Source organism: Chitinophaga rhizophila, assembly GCF_019492185.1.
GTDB classification, from domain to species: Bacteria; Bacteroidota; Bacteroidia; order Chitinophagales; family Chitinophagaceae; genus Chitinophaga; species Chitinophaga rhizophila.
The window spans coordinates 1,029,387-1,051,992 of sequence record NZ_JAICCF010000003.1 but is presented as its reverse complement, the minus strand read 5'-3'; the positions used below and the strand labels follow the sequence as shown (position 1 = coordinate 1,051,992).

Below are 22,606 nucleotides of genomic sequence, written 5' to 3'. Positions count from 1 at the left end.
TCTCCTTCTACTACTTTACGTCCATTCTATCTGCTTCATTTTATCATGCGACTGGCTGAATATCAACTGTTACAATATACTCAGCCAGCCGCCTGACTATTATTCCGGTTCGAAGCCTAACATGAAGGTGAATTTCGCTGCGTCTTTCAGACCGTTGCCTGATTGCAGACGATCGAAACCTATACCGTAGTCAAATCCAAGCAGACCAAACATCGGCAGGTAGAAACGCATACCAAGACCTGCGGAACGGCGCAATCTGAACGGATTGAAGTCTTTCACATCACGGTAACCGTTACCGGCTTCCAGGAATGCCAGACCAAAGATGGTAGAACTTGGGTTCAGTGAGAACGGATAACGTAACTCCATCACATACTTGTTGAACACAGTGAAACCTTCGTAGCCGCTTGGCTGGCCGGTTTCAGCATTCATCCTAGGATCGGAGGTATAATATACCGGATAACCTCTTTGAGAGATGATATCACGGTCATAGATTGCGAAGTTACTCAGACCATCACCACCCAGTTCAAAGCGGCCGAACGGAGACAACGTTGTGCGGTTGTTGTAACGTCCGATGTAACCAAACTTGGCAGCTACTTTCATTACAAACACCTTGTTGTCAGAGCCTTTAGGTCTGCTCAATGGTACATACCATTCAGCATTGAAGCGGTATTTCTGGTATTCGATGAAGCTGAACTGATCTTTGATGGATTCCAGTTTGTAATCTCTGTCCGGATTGAACATAGAGTACGGTGGTGTAAACTGTCCAGACAACATGAAGTTTGAACCACTGCTTGGATAGATCTGTTGGTTAACAGAAGAACGTGACAGGGTCAGTTTCAGGTTGACGTTGTTGGAAGTACCACTGGAGAAACCTGGAATATTGAAATAGTTGTAGTTCTTCAGTTTATACTGCTGATAGTTCAGCGAGTAGATCAGGGTGAAGAAGTCATCCGGCCATTTCAGCTGTTTACCCAGGGAGATGGAACCACCCAATACTTTGAAGTATGCGTCGTTAGACAGGGTGCTACCATATATATAGGCAGAATAAGCGTTCGGGTTCTGGTAGCTGCTATAGAAGCTGACAGAGAACTGGTTACGCTTTTTACCACCTAACCATGGTTCAGTGAAAGAGAAGTTATAGGAACGGAATGCTTTACCGTTGGAGGATATACGTACAGAAAGTTTCTGTCCGTCGCCACTTGGCAAAGGATCCCAGGTTTCTTTACTGAAGATGTTACGGAGGGAGAAGTTATTAAAGGTCACACCTAAAGTACCGGTCAGACCGATGTAACCACCCCATCCTGCAGAAAGTTCCAGCTGGTCATTTGCTTTCTCTTCTACAGTATAGTTAATATCTACGGTACCGTCCTGGATGTTAGGAATCGGGTCCATACCGATTTTCTCAGGGTTGAAGAAACCGAGGTTGGCGATCTCACGGTTAGAGCGGATCAGGTCAGTACGGCTGAACTTCTCACCTGGCAGTGTACGGAGCTCACGACGGATAACGTGTTCATTGGTCTTTTCGTTACCGGCAATACGTACATCTTTAATTGTTGCCTGCGGACCTTCAGAGATACGGATCTCATAATCAATGGTATCGCCATGGATGGCAACTTCCACCGGGTCTGCACGGAAGAACAGGTAACCGAAGTCCATGTACATACCACCGATATCGCCACCTTCAGAAGACAGTAAGCGTTTCTGCAGCAGCTCCTGGTTATACACATCTCCTTTTCTGATACCGAGTACACGGGTCAGCAGGGAGTCGTTATAACGGCTGTTCCCTTTCCAGGAGATGTTACCGAAATAGTACTTTTTACCTTCAGCGATCTGCATGGCCACGTTAACGCCACCGTTACTGGAACGGTAGGTAGTGTCTCTTACGAGCACCGCGTCACGGTAACCTTGTGTATTATAGAAAGCGATTACTTTCTCTTTATCTTCTTCGTATTTGTTTTCGTTGAATTTGGCAGAAGCGAACAATTTGAAGCGGAAGTAAGGATCTAACTGATCGAGGGTGCGGGAAGGGTAAAGGAACCCGAAGGTTTTCCAATAGTTTTCCTGCAGTTCAGTAGAATCCACATAAACCGGTTCATAAACAGGGTGCAGGGTGAGGCGGGTACGTTCTTTTGTACCTTTCATTCTCTTTTTCACCTTGGCATCCTTGATATTCTGGTTACCTACAATGTAGATATCATTTACTTTGGCTTTACCACCTTTCACCACAGTAATCACCAGGTCAGAGGCATTTACCTGAGAGGTATCTACTCTTTCGTTGATGGTGACGGCGGCACTGCGGAAGCCTTTATCAGCGTAATGTTTTGAGATAATGCCGATTGCATTCTGTTTCATGCTTTCGGTCACTACTGCTCCTTTACGTAAGCCGGCTTTTTTGATCAGTTCTTCTGTTTCAGACTTTTTAACACCTCTGAAAACGAAGTTATTCAGACGGGGACGTTCCTGGAGTTCTATTTCCAGCCAGATCTTTCCGTCTTGTATTTTGGTAACATAAATAGCAACGTTAGCAAACAAGCGCTGGCCCCAGAGGCTCTGGATGGCTTTTGCGAACTGGTCGCCACCAGGGTATACCACTTTATCGCCAATATTCAGACCAGACAGGGAAATCAGCAGTGATTTGTCCAGATACTGGGTACCTACGATGGTGATATCAGCGATTTCGTAGGGTTGTGCTTGTAACGGACCTGATAAATTCAATCCCGCCGCTTGCTGGTCAGGTGTTGGTACAGGTGCAGGAAGGGTGTCTCTGGTCTGAGCGGACACACGAATGCCTGCACTGCAACATAATACTATGGCCAGTAGGCTCTTAGGAAATAATTTCTTCATTCTGCTGTATTTGTTCGCTTGTTTTACCAAAGCGCCTTTCTCTGTTCTGATAATTGAGGATGGCTTCGTAAAGGTGTTCTTTGCGGAAATCCGGCCAACGGGTGTCGGTAAAATACAATTCCGCATACGCCAACTGGTATAGTAGGAAGTTGCTGATCCTGCATTCTCCGCTTGTCCTGATCATCAGCTCCGGATCGGGCAATGTAGCTGTACAAAGGTATTTCTGCCACATATCGGGGGTTACTGCTTCAGGGGCAAGCTTACCATCTTTAACATCCTGAGCGATGTTCTTTGCGGCATTAACGATCTCCCAGCGGGCACTATAGCTAAGCGCCATCACCAGATTGAGACCAGTATTCTGACTGGTAATGGACATGGCTTCTTCCATACCAGTTTTACAATTGCCGGGCAGCATATCCATGTCTCCAATGACATGCAGCCGGATATTGTTCTTCATGAGAGTGCCTACCTCACTTCGGATGGTATTTACGAGTAATTCCATTATACCGTTTACTTCGTAAACGGGGCGGTCCCAGTTTTCTGTTGAAAAAGCATATAAGGTCAGATACCCGATACCTAATTCAGCACAGGCTTCGGTAATATTACGGACACTTTCGACCCCCTCATGGTGTCCGAAAAGTCTGTCCTGGCCACGCTCTTTAGCCCAACGGCCATTTCCATCCATAATGATGGCAATATGTCGTGGTAACCGTTGCAAGTCTAATTTATCCTTCAAACTCATGAGTATCTCCGGCGGATTATAATATCGATACAGATTTTTAGTAAAGTTTGCAAAGATACAAAAATAGAATTATGCCTTTCCCGGCAAATAGTGGACCGGGGTTTTAACGTAGTTTTAACAGCGAAACCCTTTGCTGATCGCTGTTTTGGGGGAAACAGCGGTAATAAAAATTTAACAAAATAGGCCAATTGCCCTTATTGAACTGCCAACTGGCAGTCTATGACTGCGAAATCAGAATTTACATCTGTAAGAGGTAAATAAAATGCTGATTGTGAGCTCCGCCGTGACAAACTGGTCCTTATCCCGGCTGTTTCCACGCTGACGCCCTGCCACCCCGATACGGTCTCCTGTAGCATAAGACCTGTCCTGTAACAGGTAGGCTACCGTGCTATGTCCCTGAACATCAGGCGGAAACACAGCAGAACCGGCATAGGTCGTGCTGACATCATCCAGGTAGTCAGTCTGGGTAAAGCGGTACAATACCTCCAGCCCCACGTTGACCTTACGAGAAACGTTATACTTAAAACCACCTCCCAACACAAATGCCAGGGAAGTAAGGCTGTAAGGCTTACGCTCCGGGTACATGGCACTACCCTGCCCCTCGGTACGTAATGGCTGTAAACGGTATTTTAACCCATTCAGATAAGCATAGGGGTTAAAGTAGAAAAGGGAAGCCCCACCTGTGAAATAGGGCGTAAAGCGGTATATCTGGGATCCCGGCTCAAACCGGAAAAAGTTAAAATCACCCTGCAACCCCAGCTCAAATACATCTGTATTAAAGCTCAGGTTACGTCTGTGCTGAAAATCATTCTTATTATAAACATCCGAATATCCCAGCTGCATGAAACGCCCATGTACACGTACGCCAATATAGTCGTTCATGTATTTTCTGTAGTAAATACCCACAGAAGGCTTAGCTGCATTGAGCGCCCCTTTGGTATTCAGGTCGCCAAAATAGTGAGCAGCACCCACTGAAATACCCAGTTCCCCGGTATATGACAGCTCATTCTGCGCAAAAGCGGGCGTCAGGAACAGGGATATTGCTGCTACGAGGCCGGACTTTAAGAAACACTTGAAGAAAAAGTAAGGTTTACCCATAGATCGGTACTGCTTAACGCGACGATAATTCCTAAAACGCGATTATCCCTGCTTTTGGTATTAAATAAATCAAACAAATGTAATGAAATTTCTTAATGCGCTAATTTGCAATTCTCTTGATAGATATAATTATTTTAATCTATTCCTTGTGTCTATTCCCCACAACAACTTATTCCGCAATGTATGCAGAAAATTGCTATCATCCAGCCGTAACAGGCTGATTTTAAATTCTTCTTTCTTAATAGCAAGCTGCACGGTATTATCAATTGTTTCCATTCTTGAATCCAGTGTACAAAGGAACTGATCACTCCGCCCTTCTACCTCAAATGAGATCACATGGTTGTTGGGTACAATGATCGGCCGCACGTTCAGGTTATGCGGTGCTACCGGGGTAATCACAAAACTGCCCGCATCGGGAAATACCACCGGACCGCCACAACTCAGTGAATAACCGGTAGACCCGGTCGGGGTAGCCACAATCAGTCCGTCAGACCAGTAGGTGTTCAGAAATTCACCATTCAGGTACGTATGGATCTTGATCATTGCAGAGGTATCCTTCTTGTGGATAGTAAAGTCATTCAGTGCATAAGGCACTTCACCGAACAGGCCTACGTTAGAATCCAGGTGCAGCAGCGCGCGCTTGTCAACGATATAGGTACGCTGCTTCAGCGCCTGTACAGCTGCGTTGATAGCATCTTTACCAATACTGGCCAGGAAACCAAGACGGCCAAAGTTGATACCTAACACCGGCACATTTGTATCACGCACATAACATACTGTATCCAGCAAAGTACCATCACCTCCCAGGCTGACCAGAATATCGGCCTTACCATGCAGGTCGCCGGCACAGCAGAATGTATCCGGCACTTTAGCGAAGTTGATATACGGACTCAGTGACTCCAGGAAAGGCTGATAAAGCACCGTCTCCATTTCCACCCGCGCCAGCTCGTCCAATAATAACTGTATAATGGGCAGGTCTTCTTTAACAAATCCTCGGCTGTAAATAGCAATATGCATAATGGGGGTAAAATTAGCCTTTTTTAACCGGATACGCTATTCTTCAGGGATACATTAGCAGGAAGCGTATATTAGCCTAAAATACAGCCTGCAAACGCATGTGTAACAGCAATCAATCTATAACGTTGCAGCGCCAACGCGCAGATAGCGGCTATTATCCGGCAGGTAAAAAAATGAAAGGCATAACGGTTCACCGCTATGCCTTACGTTTTACTGAGCATGATAGAACAATTACATGCTGATATAGTTCATCAGCAGATCATAGTTTTTCTTAAGGAGGTCTTCCTCCTGCTCTTCAGTAATGGTATACTTAATGATATAATTAAATCTCTCGAAGGTGGCTACCAGCCCGTGTAGCTCCTGGCGGTTAGTCTTCAGCAGTACTTCCAGCCGTCCTGAAGGATACGTGATGGTATTTACACTTAACAGCGTCACATCATTTGACTCTGCTATACGAGCTATTTCACTGAGGCTGTAATCCCGGGGATCCAGGTCCAGTGCCAGTATACCCCCATGTTCCTTGACGCCATTATATTGGGCAAGGGCGGTCATCAGACTATCCTTGGTAAGCACGCCTATATATTCCTTCTCGTGACTGATCACAGGCAGTACTGCCAGTTTCATTTCATGAAACAGCCGTACGGCTTCAAAGAAGTGTGCGTTTTCAGTAACGGCCGGTTTAGGGCCATTGTATTCCATATTCTCCAATGCTATCTCAGGATCTTCCAGGTCGAGGATATCATCTTCCTCTACAAGTGCCAGATACTTATTCTCCAACACGAGCGGCAGTTGCGTCAGATGATATTCATTCATCAGGCGCAGGGCTCTCGAACCCGGATCCAAAGGATGCAGAATAGGAACGACGGTTGATATGAGATCTCTTGCCAGCATTGTGTTGTGAGCTATTATGATACAATAATAAGAAAAGAATCGCGAACCCCGGTTAAGGGATAGCATATTTATGATAAGTGGAGAGGACTTGTAGTTATATACGAAACGCAGGATAGAATTGGTTTGGTATACAGCTCAGGAATTAAGCATTAAAACACGAGGCTGCACCTGATGGTGCAGCCTCGTGTTTTAATATCTTATCTCATGTAGGTTTATTTCAGGCTATCCAGGAAAGGATGCAGAATCTTGTTAAACTCCTCTGGTCTCTCCATCATTGGTGCGTGGCCACATTTATCAATGAAATGCAATTCAGAGTTAGGTATGAGTTTCTTAAACTCTTCTCCTACCATTGGTGGAGTTACCGTATCGTTCAGCCCCCAAACGAGCAGCGTAGGTATCTTGATCTCACGGAGCTCTTCCCCGAGGTTGTGACGGATAGCTGATTTAGCCAGGGTGATAATTTTAATCACCTTCAGGCGGTTGGTAGTAATGTCAAATACTTCGTCTACCAGCTCTTTGGTAGCCATTGCCGGATCATAGAACGTGAGCTCGGTCTTCTTACGGATATACTCGTAGTCACCCCTTTTCGGATAAGTTTCCCCCATACCATTCTCAAACAGACCGGAGCTGCCAGTCAGCGTTAATGATTTAACGGGCGCTTCAGGATGTTTCAGCAGGTACACTAATCCAACATGACCACCCAGGGAGTTACCCAGCAGGTGTACGTTTTTATACCCCATTGTTTCCACAAACCTGTGCACATACTTCGCTAATCCTGCTACAGAGGTATCCAGAATATTCAGATCAAACAGAGGCAAAAGCGGTACCACAACCTTGTTGTAGTTCCTGAAGTAATCGATCAGACCACCAAAGTTGCTCATTGCACCGAATAAACCATGCAGCAGCACCAACGGCTCCCCCTCACCTTCCTCGATGTATTTAAACTTTCCCTGTGTTTTTATTTCGTAAACCATTGCCAAAGCTTGAAAGTCAATTTTGCGCTAAAATAATTCTTTTTATTAATTCAAATAATCTTTGAAGCGAGCTAAGTAGCTTCAATTTGCTTAGCTGCATTGTCAAAAAATGACTGAAGATTTTCGAATATATCCTTAAATAACGGCACTATTTTGCCCCAGATATTCATCATAGCCGGACCAAGAGGCGCTATGTAAGGATAGACTACAGATTGCATCTTGATTTCCGGGCTTAACCAGTACAGTTGATTAGCTATCCATAAAAGGATACTATATGCTGTGATAAAGATAGCACTATATAATATAATTCCACCTAATTTGTTTAACCAGCCCATCATAGCGGCCTCCACCATTTTCTGAATAAGTGAAGCTCCGAACCGGACAATAAAAACAACGCCAACAAAAAGTACGATAAAGCACAGTACGGGCAACCAGCGGGTGTGTATTTCCCAATGCTTCTGTGCATACAGGGCAGTGACTGTGGTTAATTTCAGTGCAGCTGCCAGTCCCAGCGTAACCGCAATAAAGGAGAAAACGGCTACGATAAGCCCCCGGCTGTATCCCTTATAAATAGCCAGGACCAAGAGGATGGCGAAAACTATATCTATGCCCATGATTTCAATAGGATAAAAAAGGGAAAGAACAGGAACCGGGTAAAGGCAGTTGTGAATAACAAACTACCCTCACCCTGCCCTGTAGCTAATTATTTGGCTAACAACTCTTTCACCAGTGCAGAGATAGCTTTACCATCTGCCTTACCGGCCAATTGTTTGGTAGCTGCTCCCATCACCTTGCCCATATCGGCAGGGGAACTGGCACCTGTTGTTGCGATAATTTCTGAAATAGCAGCTCTCAGCTCAGCTTCATCCATCTGCTTAGGCAGGTATTTTTCAATCACTACCAGTTCTTCCTCTTCTTTTACTGCCAGGTCTTCACGGTTTTGCTGACGGAAAATTTCCAGCGAATCCTTCCGCTGTTTGGCCAGCTTCTGCAGCAGTTTTGTCTCATCTGCCTCAGTCAGCTCTCCCCCACCACCTTCTGCTGTTTTAGCCAGTAGTAAAGCCGCCTTGATAGCGCGCAGTGCACGCAGCTCAGCTTCACTCTTTGCCAGCATCGCTGCCTTAATTGCAGCATTGATATTTAGTTCTAATGACATATGTGGTTGTTTTAAGGTTATGGCTTATTTTTCCAGCTTCTGCTTTTCTTCAAACTTCTTGTAGAAGTCTTTTGCAAATGCACGGAGTTCATCCGCCTGATCCTTGTATGGAGTAGCGCGCTGATAGGTATCTGCCATGGTCATCATTGTCTGAAAGAAGAAATCTGCCATTTCATCCACCATCATTTGCTTAGTCCATAAGTCTATACGCAGGGCGGTCTTGTCACCACCATCCCAGAAAGCGACCATCATTGCTTTGGCCTGCTGGAAACGGTCTGCTTCAGAGCTGTCAGTCGCTCTCCACTCTATCTTCTCAGGTATCCTGTCATCGTCCAGGGCTACCTGAATCTGTATGGTAGATGTTTTTCCCATGATTATTATTCTTCAATTTTAAGAACCGCAAATTTAGTATTAATTGACTAATCTGTAATCAGCGCTTCAAACGCTACAGACCAGTCGGCCTTTTTAATATTTGCCAGTAACCGGCTTCTGAGCTGTTCATCCTTATATAGCAGGCACATTTTATCTGCCAGGTCTTCCAGGCTTTCAGGGTCGGCAAACAGTACGGCCTCTCCTCCTGCTTCCCTGGCGGCACGGCCTTCCAGCGCTATTACCGGCACCTCGCTCTGCATAGCGGCATATACAGGCATTGCCACGCCGTCAAAACGGGGCATATATACCAGTGCATATGCGCCGGCTACAATTTTTGCCAGGGTCTCCTGGTCAGTATCCGGCAACAACACCACGTCATTCCGGTACTTGTAACTAGCCAGTCCGTCTGTTATCTCCTGGCCGGCTGCGGTAGATGACCCGATCAGCAGCAATTTCATATTGGAATGCAACCGACGCTTTAACGCTGAAAATGCCTTCAGCAACGGCATCAGGTTATTTCTGGGATGAATACGGCCTACTACGGCAAAATATTCTACCCGACCGGCATAGGTTTCCTTCACTTCTTCCCGCTCCTCCCATTCAAGGGGGCGGTAGCTGGCATCAACTGCGGGTTTTAACACCTCAATTTTGCCTGCTGCTTCAGGCGCATATTGCAAAACGTCGGTCTTCAGCGAAGCTGATAAAACAATTACCTTTTTTGCCTGATGGATATATTTGATCACGTTTTTCTGCAGGAAACGCTGTTCGGCAACGGTAATACCTGCGGCTCCGTGCAGGAAACCCATATCTGTTATCAACAGATGTGCAGGCGTCTTGCTACGCAGCGGTATCCGGCCATCCAACCCGAGAAACAGATCCAGGTGATGCTTCTTTAATGCGGCAACCAGCTTCCATTCCAGCCAGATGTACCGCCGCCATTCCTGCGGTCCCTTTACGGGTATTACCTCCGTAGTTACATTGGCAGGCCATTGTAAATCCGCTGGCGGCGTCTGATCAAAAAACAGGATAAAACTGTGTTCCGGATGCTGCCGGCATAACCCTGACAATAACTCTCTGACTATATTACCTGTATCGGCAGGCTTATCCTGCAACAGGCAGGAAGCATTCACTCCTATACGCATAATTTTGGCTACTTATTCTGCAGGTGCAAAGCTAGGGAGAAATAAGTATAGCCCGGATACAATTCATTGCTTAGGTGGTTAAAATAGTATTAAAAATCTCCATTGGCACCACCTGCCCGACCTGATACTTGTTCGTCGCTTCTTCGCCGCTTGTTCGTCGCTTGTTCGTCCTGTCTTCTCCCCTATTATAAGAAAAGAGCCGAATCCTTACTGGTGGAGGATCCGGCTCTTTTAAGCTATTTTATATCTGATACTATTTAAACGTTATTCATCTGATTTGTTGGTAATCCAGAATACTTTGGGAATAGAATTTTTCTCATTACCGGCAGATGTGATAGTCAGGGAAACTTTGACTGTACGGATCGGCTCCAATCCTACCAGGGTAATGTTGATAATACTATCTTTTGAGGTAGCGACCGGATTTTGTGGGAAGACAATCCCGCCGGGATCTGTAATCGCATCAACTTTAACGTTAACACCCATTTCAGGCATCTTAGAGGTAACTTTCACCTGGAAAGTATAACTGCTGCCAGGCGCTGCGGAAAACTGACCTTCTGCTACATTTTCCAATACGGCTTTCAATCCTTCTTCCTCTGGTTTAGGTTCAATTGCTCCTTTCTTGCTACAGGCTGTCAAAGTCAGCCCTACGAAAGCAAGGGCGACGAAAAGATATGATTTCAAAGGCATAGTAAAAAATTGTGGATGAACGTAAAATTAATAGTTTTTTTAATGCGATCCAAGTGTTTACTGCCGCACATCCATGGCATCCCGGAGGCCATTTCCCAAGAGGTTAAAGGCCAGCACCATTGCCATAATAGCAAGTCCCGGAATGAGTGCAAGCATAGGGTTGTGTGTAATAATAAAGTTGTAATTCTCCTTGATCATCAGCCCCCACGATGGCTGCGGGGGTTGTACGCCTACGCCCAGGAAACTAAGGCCGGCTTCTACTACGATAGCGGTGGCAAAATTACCGGCGGCCACTACCATCACAGGTCCCAGGATATTGGGTAGTATGTGGCGTGCGATGGTACGGGTATGGCCGAAGCCCAGTGCTTTAGTAGCTTCTATAAAGGGCATTTCGCGCAGTGCCAGCACCTGCCCCCGGATAATCCTGGCCACATTCACCCACATGGTGAGGCCGACGGCAATAAATACCTGCCAGAAGCCCTTACCTAGCGCCAAAGTGATAGCAAAAACCAGTAATAAAGTAGGCACTGACCAGATAACGTTCACCAGCCACATCACCAGGTCATCTGTTATTCCCCGGAAATAACCCGCTATTGCACCCAGCAGTATACCAATGGTAAGCGATATCAGGACGGCAATACAGCCAACACTCAGGCTGACGCGGGTGCCTACCAGCAATCTGCTGAGGATATCTCTTCCAAACTTGTCTGAACCCAGGTGGTAAGTATGTGTAAGTATGTGATGCGCAGTCACTGCTTCCTGCCATTCCTTTAAACGGGTACCTGCGGGTATTTCCTGTGCATACAGTACCCGGCTAAGGCTATATGTTTCGGGCATCGTTTCTTCTTCGTCCAGGTAGCGGTCTACGATGACCGACGCTCCTTCAAAGCGCCAGTGACGGATAGGGATGTAGGTAACGGTATCCGGTTGCCCGTTGAGCAGCCGGGAGAAAAAGCCGGTATGGGGCACCTGCCGGTCCTGTTTAATGGCCAGCAATGCGATACGGAACCCGGGTTTTTGTCCGCCGGTTTCCAGCATCATCCTGTTGGCATACGGAGTACCATCTGGCGCAATGATGTAAGCGAGTATACTGACTATAACAGCGATGAGGATCAGCACCATGCCGGCAACAGCGCCTTTATTACGTCGCAGTCGTTTCCAGGCCCGGTTGCCAAATGATGCATGGGTGTTATGATCGGTCATTGTATTATTTAACTTTTCGTCCCTTCCACTGGTAGGAACCAAATTTCCCTAACCATCCTGCCACTACAATGTAAGGAATATGAAACAACTGGCCTGGAATAAACCTTGACAGTAAAGAAGTTTTGCCGAAGAAACCGGCTACAGGTATGAGGAAGTAAAATTCCACCAGCACTTTATAGATCAGCAGGCCGAGTACCATGGGCCACCAGCCAGGAATGAATAAAGCGGCAACGCCGGCCAGCAACAGGCTTACATTCCAGAAGTATACCAGCGCCAGCACCCATATCAGGCGTTTATCGTCGTATTTATCTGCTTTTGAAGACCAGCGTATACGCTGATGCATGAATGCCCTAAAGGTATCGACGGGCAGGGTACGAACAATTGCTTCTTCGCTTTTCATATACAATACGCCATCCGGATAGGCGCGGTATATTTTAAACATGAGCAGCATATCATCTCCGGAGGCAATATTGTCAATTCCCTTAAAGCCGCCGACCTCGTAAAAAACTTTCCGTTCATATGCCAGGTTTGCGCCATTACACATGGTACCTGCCTTGAGGGCAGCCAGGGCCCCGGTGATGCCCTGCATCGTCATAAAATCCAGCGACTGCAGCGCTTTAAAGAAGTTATCTTCCTTATAGAAACTTACAGGCGCTGCAATAAATTTCGGCTGGTAAGTTTCATAGAACTGTACCATACGGGTGATCCATTCCGGCCCCATTACACAGTCGGCGTCAGTAGTCATAATAATATCCCCGGTAGCGCGTTCTACCGCCATTTCAATCGCCTTTTTCTTGTAGGAATTAAGACGTTGCGCTGCACTCAGATGCTGGCTCAGTTGCAGCAGATGGACGTTGGCAGCGGTAAAATTACGTACGATATCAGGAGTAGCGTCCGCAGAAAAATCATCAATAACAATTACTTCAAATAATGTATCCGGGTAAGTCTGTGCTTTCAACGCCTGCAATAGAGGCGGAAGATTATCAGCTTCGTCCCTGGCAGGAATAATGACTGTGACCCTGGTACGGCCGGATACAGAATTGAGTGGCTTGAAAGACTGTAGACGTTTCCAACCCTGTCCGTAACGAAACATCAGATAACCGTAGATAACACCTAACAAAGACAGGATCGATAATATAATGTACATAAACTGTTGCGATAGGCTGCAGCGTTACTTTTCTGCAGCAGATGGTATGTTGATATTAATTTGTTAAAAACTAAATGAGAGCATAGCGTCACCGGCATCGTCGTTAATGAGGTGGTGCCCGCATTCCAGTACCTGCATTTCACAGGGGAAGGTGCCATCCATAAAGCGTACGCCCAGGGCCGGGGGTATGACGCGGTCATATTTTCCGAAGAGCAGCAATGTCTGAACACGGTATTTTTTCAGTTGCTGCTTGCAGATATCCCGGTCGGGCAGCATTTGTCCCATACAGGTCCATACAAAATACACCCGTTCCCTTTTGGCCAGTGTATCCATGCTATTGTAAGTGAATTTATGGAAGCCACGGCTGATGAACCGGAGTTTTCGCCCCAGATGCAGCAATCCGTAGAACAGCTGCGGATGGTACGTACAATACTTAAACAGGCGTTTCCCCAGGGCGGTCTGCGTGGCAAACATATGCCAGCGATTATCTTTCAGCCCATCGGGGGCCAGCAGGTAAAGTCTGTCAATCCTTTCTGCCAGTTGCTGTACTACACAAAGAGACACCCTGCCGCCCATGCTGTAGCCGGCAAGTGAGAAGGTCTTAAAGTGGTAATGTTGCAGCATGAGTAATATTACTGCTTTCAGATCTTCCATTGTAAAGGGCCTTTCTTCTCTCCATTCTGTCTGTCCATGCAGCGGGAGGTCCAGTGACACAATGGTGAAGTGGACACCGAGCGAATGTTGTAACCTGCTGAAACTCGTAGCATTCTCTCCAAAACCATGCAGACAAATGAGCAATTCTTCTCCTGTTCCATGACGAATAGTATGAAAATGGCTTTTCAGATATGGCAGAAAAAAGGAAGACATGTTACAAATGTATCAACTTTTGTCATTTGCCCTAAAACAAGTAAATTACAATAGGACCAAAAAAAATTCAGGATGGACGCTACAGTTGATAACAAACATGCCTTGAAAGGCGTGGAATTCCTCGTTAAAGAAACCCCTGCCAGCGAAGTTTTTACACCCGAAGACTTCAATGAGGAGCAACGGATGATCAAAGAGATGGCAGAACAGTTTGTAACCAAAGAAGTTTCTCCCGTACTGGACCGTATTGATAAACTGGAGGAAGGGCTGATGCCTTCCCTGCTGGATAAAGCCGGGGAACTGGGCCTGCTGGGCGCGGCATTTCCGGAGGAATACGGTGGGCTGGGGAAAGATTTTGTAACCGCCACATTGATCAACGAAGCGCTGGGCGCAGGCCATTCCTTCTCCGTAGCGATGGCGGCCCATACAGGTATTGGTTCCCTGCCTATCCTGTACTTTGGCACAGAAGCCCAGAAACAGAAATACATCCCTGCACTGGGTAGCGGACAAATGAAAGGGGCTTACGCACTGACGGAGCCTAACTCCGGCTCGGATGCGCTGAGTGCAAAAACGACTGCAAAGCTGTCTGACGATGGCAAATTCTATATATTGAACGGACAGAAATGCTGGATTACCAACTCGGGATTCGCAGATGTGTTTACCGTATTTGCCAAAATAGACGGGGAACAATTTACCGCGTTCATTGTAGATAAAGACACTCCCGGCTTTACCTTAGGTGCAGAGGAGCATAAAATGGGTATCAAAGGATCGTCCACCAGGCAGATCTATTTCCAGGATGCGCAGGTGCCTGTTGAAAATGTGCTGGGCGAAATCGGCAAAGGTCATCTTATCGCCTTCAATATCCTGAACATCGGCCGTCTGAAACTTTGTGCAGCGGCAGTAGGTGCAGCCAAAAACGTGACGACCATCACGGTGCAGTATGCAAATACCCGCGAGCAGTTCAAGCAGCCAATTGCCAATTTCGGCGCTATCAAGCACAAGCTGGGCGAAATGGTGATCAGGAACTGGGTGTCTGAATCAGCGTTGTACCGCACCGCACAACTCATTGATGATAAAGAGAAAGAATTGCTGGCTGCAGGCAAACCATTCGCAGAAGCCCTCCTGGGAGCTGCAGAAGAATATGCAGTGGAGTGCGCAATTCTGAAGGTATCAGGCTCAGAAGCGCTGGATTTTGCCGTGGACGAAGGCGTACAGATACATGGCGGTAACGGATTCAGTGATGAATATGTTATTTCCAAAGCCTACCGGGACAGCCGTATCAACCGTATTTTTGAAGGCACCAACGAGATTAACCGTCTGCTGGCGCTGGATATGACGCTGAAACGTGCCCTGAAAGGACGCCTGGACCTTATGAATCCAGCGATGAACGTCATGAAAGAACTCATGAGTATTCCCGATTTCGGCAATGATGATGAAACGCCATTTGCTGCGGAAAAGAAAGTGCTACAGAATTTCAAAAAAGCAATACTGCTGGTAGCAGGTGGCGCAGTACAGAAACTGATGCAGGAGATCCAGCAGGAACAGGAGATCCTGATGAACATCGCAGATATGGCCATTGCTACATTCGAGGCGGAAAGTGCATTGCTGCGCCTTCTGAAACGTGTGGAACTGGAAGGTGAAGAGGCTAACGCACTACAGGCAGACATCGTACGTACCTACATCAACGATGCCGCAGACCGTATTAACAAGTATGCAAAAGATGCTATTAATTCATTTGGTAGCGGCGACGAGCAAAGAATGATGCTGCTGGGAGTAAAACGCTTTACGAAAGTAGCGCCGTTTAACACCAGAGATGCCCGACGCCGTATAGCCGACAAATTAATCGCAGAAAATAAATACGCCTGGTAATCAGACCATCGCAATTTTTCAATACTTTCGACGTGCCATCCGTAAGAGCGGATGGCACTTTTTTTTGTTTATATCGTCGCGGGATTATGAGGAGATTCGCATTACTACTACTGTTACAAACAGCATATACAGGTCTGCAACTACATGCACAAGCATTTCTGAAGATGGCCCAGCCACTCAGAACAGAAATTAATACCGGCAGTTCAAAGCACTATTGGTCCGGACGCACCTGTACAGGGTGCAAAGTGCTGCTCAACAATGACAGCATCCGTGTATATCCCAACGGCGTTTTCGCTATCAAACGTGAGCTTAAACCAGGTAAGAACCTTTTTGTGCTATCATCTACAGACAGCACAGGCAAATTTGTATCACGTACCTACAATGTTTATTTCACTTCGCCACCACCGGTAAGGGTGACACCATCCTTCCGGATAGACTACGTCAATATATCACCTAAGACCAATACCATCCTCTCTGCAGGCGATACCTTGCGGGTCAGGATGAAAGGGTATCCGGGAGGACAGGCCAGCTGGTTTAACGGAAGATCTATACCAGAACTACCTGCAGGACAGTCAGGCGGTATACCCGGCTTCTATGCCGGTTACTATGTATTGACAGAAGCAGATTCCCTGCTGAACGGCAAGGTCAATGTATACCTGAAAGACAGGGGACAAACGGCAGTTTTACCAGGCAACTTCCGCTACACTTATCAGCGTAACACACAACTGGTAGGGCGCACCATAGACGACATGACCTATCTGACCATCTCTCCTGACGGCGACCGCCTGGGACCTGAAAAGATAGGGTACCTTGACCGGGATGTACTGCTGCATATTACAGGAAAAGAAGGTAGTCACTACCGGGTAAAGCTGAGCAAAAGCCAGTTTGCCTACATACCTGAGGCCCTGGTAGATACCATGACCCTGACAGAACAGGTACCACAAAGTATTGCTGACGATGTACGGGTATGGAGCGACAAACAATATGACTATATCTCGGTAGGACTGGCAGAAAAGCTACCTTATCTCTCTACCCAGGAAGTAAATCCTGGTAAGATTACGGTAGATATTCACGGCGCTATATCGGAACCCGGCTTTCTCCCAACTACACAAAGCACGGGAGAGATCAGCCGGATAGACTGGCAGCAGGTTAGTCCGGATGTATTCCGGGTGGCGGTATCACTGGTTAACAAACAACCATGGGGTTACAAGATATATTATGCCGACAGTAACCGTCTTACCATACGCATCAGGCATCAGCCGGCCAATCTGCAGCTAAAAGGCATGACTATCGGGCTGGATGCCGGTCATGGCGGCGGCAATGTAGGCACTGCCGGGGCAATGGGCATTGCTGAAAAACAGCTGGCACTGAACCTTAGTCTGCTGGTAAAAGCCGCGCTGGAAAAAGAGGGCGCACGTGTTATTACCACCCGTATGAGCGATATGTTTGTAGATAACCAGGCAAGGTTATACAACTACAGGCAACTTGCACCAGACCTGCTGCTGAGTATACATATGAACTCTTCAGTGAATCCGGTGGATATAAAAGGAACGGCCAACTACTACAAGTATCCGTTCTGCGAGCCGCTGAACCGCTTTATACATAACCGCCTGCTGGAAACAGGTCTGGCAGACTTCAAGAATAACGCGAACTTCAACTTCATTCTGAACATGCCCACCGAAATGCCATCTGCCCTGATAGAAACGTTATTTCTCAGTTCTCCGGAAGATGAGATGCGTATTCTTGATGAGCAGTTCCGTTTGGTGCTGGCGGATAAGATAGTGCAGGGACTGAAGGATTTTCTGCAGGACGCTGCGAAGTAAATTTAAACTTATAAGCTACCGCTTTACGCCATGAGAGCCGCCATGGCGTAAAGTTGGTATCTACCCTGCCCACCAGCAGGATCAATGCGCCAGCCATAGACAGGAAGAAGGAAAACAGTCCATGCACCACAATGATGGACAGATGAAAGAAAATGCCCGCCACCAGGAATGGTTTCCAGTGCTTTTTACTCATAACAAGCGTCATAAACAGCAATATCTCCAGCAAGAGTACTCCCCAGGTAATTAATACTACACCAACAGCATTCTTTAACACAGGATCCAGCACAGTACGTATCAGCGGCGTCATACCAAATACAGGATCGTTAAACCAGTAATATACAGCCGTGCCATTGGCCCACTCTGCCATCGGCATTTTCCCAATAGCAGCATGGAAATAGATCAGCGCTACCTGCAGCCGGATCAGCCAGTAGAAAAAAGTAGCGACCAGGTTCTTTTCCTTTCTGAAGGTACCCTCCGCAGGAGTAGTATCCCAATGTGAAGAGCGGTTGTCAGTAAGGCAGATAGGCACCAGCAGCAGTGAGAGGTTAGCAGCTATCTGGTCGCCGCCTTCGATAATAATGGCGGCATTGGTAAAACTGATAGCGATCCAGGCATGTAAGATGCAGGTGTATTTAGGCCGCCAGCCGGCAATGACAACAATGAGAACAATGATTGCTACCGCCCGGAGCCAGTTGAACCAGGCAAACGGCAACAGGTTAAAGAAGTTGATTTTATTAAAGTAGAGCGTATCTGTCTGGGAGAGTATTTCGTTAGCAACGCCGGCAGGACGAAACAGCGTCTCGGGCGTGTTAAAGAGCAGCGTTAACAGTAAGCTGGCCGCAATGATGCTTCTTGCCAATCCCAGCGTATTGGTGTGTACACTGGTAGCCGCCAGCCGGGCAGCCACCTTATCAATGCTTTGCAGGAACATGTTGAACATACAATTTTACTACTTTGGATGACATAATAACTTCACGGTTCAGGTTCGCCCATGCCCAGGGCACCAGCTGCCTTTTCTGAATAAGGATATTACCAGTGAATACCGGGTCAGGACAACGGTTTTTAACAGCATATACAGGAAGAGGAGTAGCAGTAGCACTAAAAAAGGCCTCAATTTTTTTATTGGTATTAACCCACATGCTATCCGTAGTCTGGCCTACCAATCCTTTCAATTCCAGTGAGGATGCACGCCCCTTCCTGTTCAGACCAAACAGATAGCGCAGGCTTGCACCGGGTACACTGGCCAGTTGCCACGAGCTGTCAGGTTGTTGCTGGTAGATAAAATACTTTTCCTCCCGTGCATTACGGGTGAAGAAAGCCCAGCCCTGTGGTGCAAGCGAGACCATATTTACCCGGGAAGTTTCATTTCTGTTGATAGCGCTTTCCGGCAGAGCGTTAATAGCGATCATCACTATTATGGCCGCAGCAACTGCCGCAATAACGAGCAGCAAAGCTCTTAACCTGTTTGTTTCATTCATGGGAAAGATCATTTTTACCTGGTAACAGCAGTATATATTGTCTCATAATTGGATAAATACAGTTATTTTTAGATAGTAAAACCCACGTGTATGCCATTAATCGAAGCGCTGTTAATGTCTCCATTTTTGCCCGGCCTGATATTCGTAGTTGCAGCAATTATTACGAAGCGTTTTCCACCAGCACATATCAATCCTGTTTACGGTTACAGAACAACCAAATCCATGCGGAGTGACCAGAACTGGAAGACAGCTAATGCTTACTCCACACAGCTGCTGTTAATCTCCGGCATCATACTGATGGTAGCGGGTGCAACAGTGGCATTACTGGTGAATAACACATTGCTGTTATCCATACTTACACCTGTATCAGTCATCATTGCGGTATTGGTTATTTTCCTGCGTACGGAAAAGCGTTTACAATAACACGACTTCATTTACTTTATCTTTTATAAAACTGACTTCTTTTCCCGGCACTTTTACGGGCAGGGAATTGATTTCCTGCCGGAGTATGGCCGCTTCTCTGAATCGCTTTTGTTCGACCAGAAAAAGAAAAAAGCGATACTTCGGAAGAAATCTGTTAGGTGCCATATTACAGGCGATGTTGAATTGAGTGAATGCCTTATCTGTATCTTTCAATTGCTGATAGCAGCATGCGGCATACATATATGCCAGGTAACTGCTGAACAATCTTTTGCCCTTATTCAATACCCGCAGAGAAGTCTGGTAGTCGCCATTTTGATAAGCCAGCGACGCATAATCTGACAGAAATTCAAAATTGCTATCAAGCAGGTGCAGCAGCTGTTCATATTCTGGCTTTATTGCCTTATAGTTCAACCAGAAGGTACTATGCTGCAGGTGTAGCCACTTCCGCTCCGCATTGCCAATACGCAACTGCCAGTTGAGGGCTACACTACATACAGCTACTAATACACCTTTAGCTATCCATTGTCTATAAACTCCAGCAGGATATTGCCGGATGGCGGTTGTATCACTAAGTGGTACAGACAATATCAGCAGTAGTATGGCAACGACAGGATAAGTATGTAATGGGTAGGAAAACAACATGCAGTAAAATAGCGCTACAAGCGTACCTATTCCACCGATATATAGTGGTATCATCGCCTCATCTGCACTACGCAACTGTTTTATCAGTATGAATAATAATACTGCAAAGGCTAGCAGACCCAGTATCACGCCAATGAGGCCTGCTTCAACACTTAGTTGTAACCATTCTCCGGGTGCTATATTGATATTGTCGGCATGTAGTATTTCTGCTTTATCGCTGGTAGACTGTTTGAAGTATTCCGCCTGTGCCAGATTATAAGCTACCCCAAACTTATTAAGTCCTACACCTGTAATCGGATTTGCTGCCAATGGACTGAGGCTTTGTCTGTAGATAAACATCCTGCCGGATGTAGAGGCAGACTTATACTGTAATAACCACATCATCAACATCGCCACAATAGTAATGAATGACATAGCTGTTATCAATGTCAGTTTTCGGGAATGTAGTATGTGCTGACATAACAGCTGCCGGTAATGATATAATAGGACAACCGTTATACCCGCAGCAATCGCTATCCAGGAAGTGCGGGCAGAAGATATCATAACTGCGGCCATACCTGACAGCAGGGTAATTGTCAATAATGCGCTCACAAAAGAGGTAGTCTTTGCCTGTTTGCGCAGCAGTAGTACAGCAAATAAAAAAGGAATTACTAACGACAGGAAGTTACCATATACAGCGGGGTTCATCATAGAGCCACCAGCGATAAAGTCGGTATTCTTGTAGTCAACAAAGTGTGCAAATTGAAGCAGTCCGAGAATGGACTCAAAGAGGGTGATCAACGTAATGATGTTGATCAGCAGACGCCTGGTATTTGTCTGATTGATAAGTATAGGAAGGGCAAATAGCAAGCCGGCAAACGCAGGTATCATCACCAGCGCCTTGTCGGGCTGAGAGCCTGTGGTAACATCGGTACGCAATAACAGATAAGCACATAATATCAGGCCACAGATCGGTATGGCAGGCGACAGGGATAATGGACGGGCATTGCCTGACAAGGCAGCTGTGATACTTACTATACACGAGTATAAAAGCAGGATGAGCCCTTCTGTTCCGGCAGTTACGAATGGTAACGGATAATAGGCTACCAACGGCATAAGAGCGAGGCAGCAGCAAGATAGAATTGTAATTGTTTTCACCACCATGGCAATGCTGCTTTGCGGATAATACGTAAAGGCAGCATGCAGTGAGCACAGTGCTTTAGTCGATGGCAGCGTACTAGGATAACGCCGCTTTTATTTGCTGGTAATGATCCTGGCATAATACTGTATAAGTTATGCATATCGCGTAGTCTGGGGGACTACAGCAATATAGTAATCATGACCATCACCGGAAGACAGCACCCGGTACTGCTTCCGGCAATAGCCATTAGGGGGCGGCCAATCATATACAGGCAAAGCAGTGCCTGTTGGCAGCAACAGCGATGCTGACAGATAAGTCGTCCTGATCATAAAGAGTGATAGAAATTGGTATTCCTGTTACAGGAGGCTAAAATTCTCGGCAATCTGAGAGGCCAGAATTTCCCGGTGTAACTGGTTGCCAGTGTGAGCGTTACTCTTGGTTGAGAATACTACTTCTCTTACACTTCCACCATTAGGGCCAAGGTCGAAGTCTCTGGTTGGCACCAGGTCGATGCCCAGATCTTCTGAGCGGGTATCAGCCTTGGATATTGCTTTCAACTGCAGTTCATTGCGCTTTGTTTCTACCAGTTTAGCGGCAGCTACAAGCTCCTGATCAATAGCAGCAACATCACCGCTGGTAATGACTGACTTAAAGTGCTCGAAGTAATGAGCGTCTTCCTGTTTCAGGACGTTCATCAGACGGGTTACTGACTCATCAGACTCTCCTATTTCCGGGTGTTTGGAGAGAATCTGCTGCATGTCTACACACATAGGAATTTTACTGGCCACTTCCCCTTTCATAAAGAGGATTCCAGCAAACAGGGCCTCGCCTGAATAGTCTTTTTTGGTAATCTTTTTGGCTGTAGCGTGATGATTGTAAGCCAAACCAATGCCTGTGCAGGCAAGGACAATTGTAAAGACCATCAGGGGTCTACGGGTTAAACTGAGCTTCATGGTATTTTATTAAAAGTGAACAAAGCGACTAGTTCATCATAATGGGTCCTCGTGGCGTGTGAATGGTATATGTTATGTCTAATGGTATACAAACAAATATAACCTAAAAAAAGTATGATTATATACTTTTTTTCCCTTCACAGATGATAATAATCAGGGGC

22 protein-coding genes are annotated in these 22,606 nt (G+C 46.4%); 3 read left to right on the top strand and 19 right to left on the bottom strand.

All coding sequences use genetic code 11. The features are described from left to right. Positions 1 to 99: 99 nt before the first annotated feature. The 14 genes from K1Y79_RS18865 to K1Y79_RS18800 all read right to left on the bottom strand — a co-directional run bounded on the left by K1Y79_RS18865 (position 100) and on the right by K1Y79_RS18800 (position 14,140). Positions 100 to 2,844, bottom strand: coding sequence for a BamA/OMP85 family outer membrane protein (locus K1Y79_RS18865; RefSeq protein ID WP_220251713.1), 2,745 nt, complete (start codon positions 2,842 to 2,844; stop codon positions 100 to 102). Next, positions 2,825 to 3,586 carry an isoprenyl transferase gene (locus K1Y79_RS18860; protein WP_220251712.1) on the bottom strand — a complete coding sequence of 254 codons (762 nt, stop codon included), beginning with the start codon at positions 3,584 to 3,586 and terminating at the stop codon, positions 2,825 to 2,827. Before K1Y79_RS18860 ends, K1Y79_RS18865 begins: the two co-directional genes overlap by 20 nt. A gap of 231 nt (positions 3,587 to 3,817) precedes the next feature. Further along, on the bottom strand, positions 3,818 to 4,684 hold the full coding sequence (porG, locus tag K1Y79_RS18855) for a type IX secretion system protein PorG (protein ID WP_220251711.1): 867 nt from the start codon (positions 4,682 to 4,684) through the stop codon (positions 3,818 to 3,820). 129 nt (positions 4,685 to 4,813) lie between these two features. After that, complete coding sequence (locus K1Y79_RS18850; protein ID WP_220251710.1) at positions 4,814 to 5,701, bottom strand: NAD kinase; 888 nt, start codon at positions 5,699 to 5,701, stop codon at positions 4,814 to 4,816. A 231-nt stretch (positions 5,702 to 5,932) separates the two neighbouring features. Then, entirely contained in the window at positions 5,933 to 6,592 is a 660-nt protein-coding gene (locus K1Y79_RS18845) for a CBS domain-containing protein (RefSeq protein WP_220251709.1), read from the bottom strand. A gap of 212 nt (positions 6,593 to 6,804) precedes the next feature. Beyond that, complete coding sequence (locus K1Y79_RS18840) at positions 6,805 to 7,566, bottom strand: alpha/beta fold hydrolase (protein WP_220251708.1); 762 nt, start codon at positions 7,564 to 7,566, stop codon at positions 6,805 to 6,807. Between the two features lie 71 nt (positions 7,567 to 7,637). After that, positions 7,638 to 8,180 carry a CvpA family protein gene (locus tag K1Y79_RS18835; RefSeq protein WP_220251707.1) on the bottom strand — a complete coding sequence of 181 codons (543 nt, stop codon included), beginning with the start codon at positions 8,178 to 8,180 and terminating at the stop codon, positions 7,638 to 7,640. Positions 8,181 to 8,269: 89 nt separating this feature from the next. Continuing rightward, entirely contained in the window at positions 8,270 to 8,722 is a 453-nt protein-coding gene (locus K1Y79_RS18830; protein ID WP_220251706.1) for a GatB/YqeY domain-containing protein, read from the bottom strand. A 24-nt stretch (positions 8,723 to 8,746) separates the two neighbouring features. Then, complete coding sequence (gene gldC, locus K1Y79_RS18825) at positions 8,747 to 9,094, bottom strand: gliding motility protein GldC (protein ID WP_220251705.1); 348 nt, start codon at positions 9,092 to 9,094, stop codon at positions 8,747 to 8,749. Between the two features lie 47 nt (positions 9,095 to 9,141). Beyond that, positions 9,142 to 10,236, bottom strand: coding sequence for a glycosyltransferase (locus K1Y79_RS18820; RefSeq protein ID WP_220251704.1), 1,095 nt, complete (start codon positions 10,234 to 10,236; stop codon positions 9,142 to 9,144). Positions 10,237 to 10,500: 264 nt separating this feature from the next. Continuing rightward, the gene (locus K1Y79_RS18815) at positions 10,501 to 10,923 is read right to left on the bottom strand and encodes a hypothetical protein (RefSeq protein WP_220251703.1); all 423 of its coding nucleotides are present in this window, start codon (positions 10,921 to 10,923) and stop codon (positions 10,501 to 10,503) included. 57 nt (positions 10,924 to 10,980) lie between these two features. After that, positions 10,981 to 12,126: an ABC transporter permease gene (locus tag K1Y79_RS18810; protein ID WP_220251702.1), complete on the bottom strand. Its 1,146-nt coding sequence runs from the start codon at positions 12,124 to 12,126 to the stop codon at positions 10,981 to 10,983. Between the two features lie 4 nt (positions 12,127 to 12,130). Next, complete coding sequence (locus tag K1Y79_RS18805) at positions 12,131 to 13,273, bottom strand: glycosyltransferase (protein WP_220251701.1); 1,143 nt, start codon at positions 13,271 to 13,273, stop codon at positions 12,131 to 12,133. A gap of 63 nt (positions 13,274 to 13,336) precedes the next feature. Next, positions 13,337 to 14,140, bottom strand: coding sequence for an alpha/beta fold hydrolase (locus tag K1Y79_RS18800; RefSeq protein ID WP_220251700.1), 804 nt, complete (start codon positions 14,138 to 14,140; stop codon positions 13,337 to 13,339). 72 nt (positions 14,141 to 14,212) lie between these two features. Between K1Y79_RS18800 and K1Y79_RS18795 the strand changes: the two genes are divergently transcribed. Further along, on the top strand, positions 14,213 to 16,006 hold the full coding sequence (locus tag K1Y79_RS18795) for an acyl-CoA dehydrogenase family protein (RefSeq protein WP_220251699.1): 1,794 nt from the start codon (positions 14,213 to 14,215) through the stop codon (positions 16,004 to 16,006). 86 nt (positions 16,007 to 16,092) lie between these two features. Further along, complete coding sequence (locus K1Y79_RS18790) at positions 16,093 to 17,829, top strand: N-acetylmuramoyl-L-alanine amidase (RefSeq protein ID WP_220251698.1); 1,737 nt, start codon at positions 16,093 to 16,095, stop codon at positions 17,827 to 17,829. On the opposite strand, the gene K1Y79_RS18785 is transcribed toward K1Y79_RS18790, so the two are convergent. Further along, positions 17,720 to 18,769 carry a sporulation-delaying protein SdpB family protein gene (locus tag K1Y79_RS18785; protein ID WP_220251697.1) on the bottom strand — a complete coding sequence of 350 codons (1,050 nt, stop codon included), beginning with the start codon at positions 18,767 to 18,769 and terminating at the stop codon, positions 17,720 to 17,722. The two genes, K1Y79_RS18790 and K1Y79_RS18785, sit on opposite strands and share 110 nt — an antisense overlap. Beyond that, on the bottom strand, positions 18,741 to 19,307 hold the full coding sequence (locus K1Y79_RS18780; protein ID WP_220251696.1) for an SdpA family antimicrobial peptide system protein: 567 nt from the start codon (positions 19,305 to 19,307) through the stop codon (positions 18,741 to 18,743). Before K1Y79_RS18780 ends, K1Y79_RS18785 begins: the two co-directional genes overlap by 29 nt. Before the next feature lie 90 nt (positions 19,308 to 19,397). Here K1Y79_RS18780 and K1Y79_RS18775 point away from each other — a divergent pair, with 90 nt between their 5' ends. After that, a complete protein-coding gene (locus tag K1Y79_RS18775) occupies positions 19,398 to 19,730 on the top strand; it encodes an SdpI family protein (protein ID WP_220251695.1) in 333 nt (110 codons plus the stop codon). Here K1Y79_RS18775 and K1Y79_RS18770 read toward each other — a convergent pair. The 3 genes from K1Y79_RS18770 to K1Y79_RS18760 all read right to left on the bottom strand — a co-directional run bounded on the left by K1Y79_RS18770 (position 19,722) and on the right by K1Y79_RS18760 (position 22,445). Beyond that, complete coding sequence (locus K1Y79_RS18770; protein ID WP_220251694.1) at positions 19,722 to 21,515, bottom strand: O-antigen ligase family protein; 1,794 nt, start codon at positions 21,513 to 21,515, stop codon at positions 19,722 to 19,724. The genes K1Y79_RS18775 and K1Y79_RS18770 overlap by 9 nt on opposite strands. Before the next feature lie 129 nt (positions 21,516 to 21,644). Beyond that, positions 21,645 to 21,821, bottom strand: a complete 177-nt coding sequence (locus K1Y79_RS18765) for a hypothetical protein (protein ID WP_220251693.1) — start codon at positions 21,819 to 21,821, stop codon at positions 21,645 to 21,647. Positions 21,822 to 21,848: 27 nt separating this feature from the next. Next, entirely contained in the window at positions 21,849 to 22,445 is a 597-nt protein-coding gene (locus tag K1Y79_RS18760) for a hypothetical protein (protein WP_220251692.1), read from the bottom strand. Positions 22,446 to 22,606 lie beyond the last annotated feature (161 nt).

What these genes read in the sequence shown, in the direction of transcription:
- K1Y79_RS18865 (WP_220251713.1), bottom strand. Translation starts at nt 2,844, where the DNA reads ATGAAGAAATTATTTCCTAAGAGCCTACTGGCCATAGTATTATGTTGC.
- K1Y79_RS18860 (WP_220251712.1), bottom strand. Translation starts at nt 3,586, where the DNA reads ATGAGTTTGAAGGATAAATTAGACTTGCAACGGTTACCACGACATATT.
- porG (WP_220251711.1), bottom strand. Translation starts at nt 4,684, where the DNA reads ATGGGTAAACCTTACTTTTTCTTCAAGTGTTTCTTAAAGTCCGGCCTC.
- K1Y79_RS18850 (WP_220251710.1), bottom strand. Translation starts at nt 5,701, where the DNA reads ATGCATATTGCTATTTACAGCCGAGGATTTGTTAAAGAAGACCTGCCC.
- K1Y79_RS18845 (WP_220251709.1), bottom strand. Translation starts at nt 6,592, where the DNA reads ATGCTGGCAAGAGATCTCATATCAACCGTCGTTCCTATTCTGCATCCT.
- K1Y79_RS18840 (WP_220251708.1), bottom strand. Translation starts at nt 7,566, where the DNA reads ATGGTTTACGAAATAAAAACACAGGGAAAGTTTAAATACATCGAGGAA.
- K1Y79_RS18835 (WP_220251707.1), bottom strand. Translation starts at nt 8,180, where the DNA reads ATGGGCATAGATATAGTTTTCGCCATCCTCTTGGTCCTGGCTATTTAT.
- K1Y79_RS18830 (WP_220251706.1), bottom strand. Translation starts at nt 8,722, where the DNA reads ATGTCATTAGAACTAAATATCAATGCTGCAATTAAGGCAGCGATGCTG.
- gldC (WP_220251705.1), bottom strand. Translation starts at nt 9,094, where the DNA reads ATGGGAAAAACATCTACCATACAGATTCAGGTAGCCCTGGACGATGAC.
- K1Y79_RS18820 (WP_220251704.1), bottom strand. Translation starts at nt 10,236, where the DNA reads ATGCGTATAGGAGTGAATGCTTCCTGCCTGTTGCAGGATAAGCCTGCC.
- K1Y79_RS18815 (WP_220251703.1), bottom strand. Translation starts at nt 10,923, where the DNA reads ATGCCTTTGAAATCATATCTTTTCGTCGCCCTTGCTTTCGTAGGGCTG.
- K1Y79_RS18810 (WP_220251702.1), bottom strand. Translation starts at nt 12,126, where the DNA reads ATGACCGATCATAACACCCATGCATCATTTGGCAACCGGGCCTGGAAA.
- K1Y79_RS18805 (WP_220251701.1), bottom strand. Translation starts at nt 13,273, where the DNA reads ATGTACATTATATTATCGATCCTGTCTTTGTTAGGTGTTATCTACGGT.
- K1Y79_RS18800 (WP_220251700.1), bottom strand. Translation starts at nt 14,140, where the DNA reads ATGTCTTCCTTTTTTCTGCCATATCTGAAAAGCCATTTTCATACTATT.
- K1Y79_RS18795 (WP_220251699.1), top strand. Translation starts at nt 14,213, where the DNA reads ATGGACGCTACAGTTGATAACAAACATGCCTTGAAAGGCGTGGAATTC.
- K1Y79_RS18790 (WP_220251698.1), top strand. Translation starts at nt 16,093, where the DNA reads ATGAGGAGATTCGCATTACTACTACTGTTACAAACAGCATATACAGGT.
- K1Y79_RS18785 (WP_220251697.1), bottom strand. Translation starts at nt 18,769, where the DNA reads ATGTTCAACATGTTCCTGCAAAGCATTGATAAGGTGGCTGCCCGGCTG.
- K1Y79_RS18780 (WP_220251696.1), bottom strand. Translation starts at nt 19,307, where the DNA reads ATGAATGAAACAAACAGGTTAAGAGCTTTGCTGCTCGTTATTGCGGCA.
- K1Y79_RS18775 (WP_220251695.1), top strand. Translation starts at nt 19,398, where the DNA reads ATGCCATTAATCGAAGCGCTGTTAATGTCTCCATTTTTGCCCGGCCTG.
- K1Y79_RS18770 (WP_220251694.1), bottom strand. Translation starts at nt 21,515, where the DNA reads ATGGTGGTGAAAACAATTACAATTCTATCTTGCTGCTGCCTCGCTCTT.
- K1Y79_RS18765 (WP_220251693.1), bottom strand. Translation starts at nt 21,821, where the DNA reads ATGATCAGGACGACTTATCTGTCAGCATCGCTGTTGCTGCCAACAGGC.
- K1Y79_RS18760 (WP_220251692.1), bottom strand. Translation starts at nt 22,445, where the DNA reads ATGAAGCTCAGTTTAACCCGTAGACCCCTGATGGTCTTTACAATTGTC.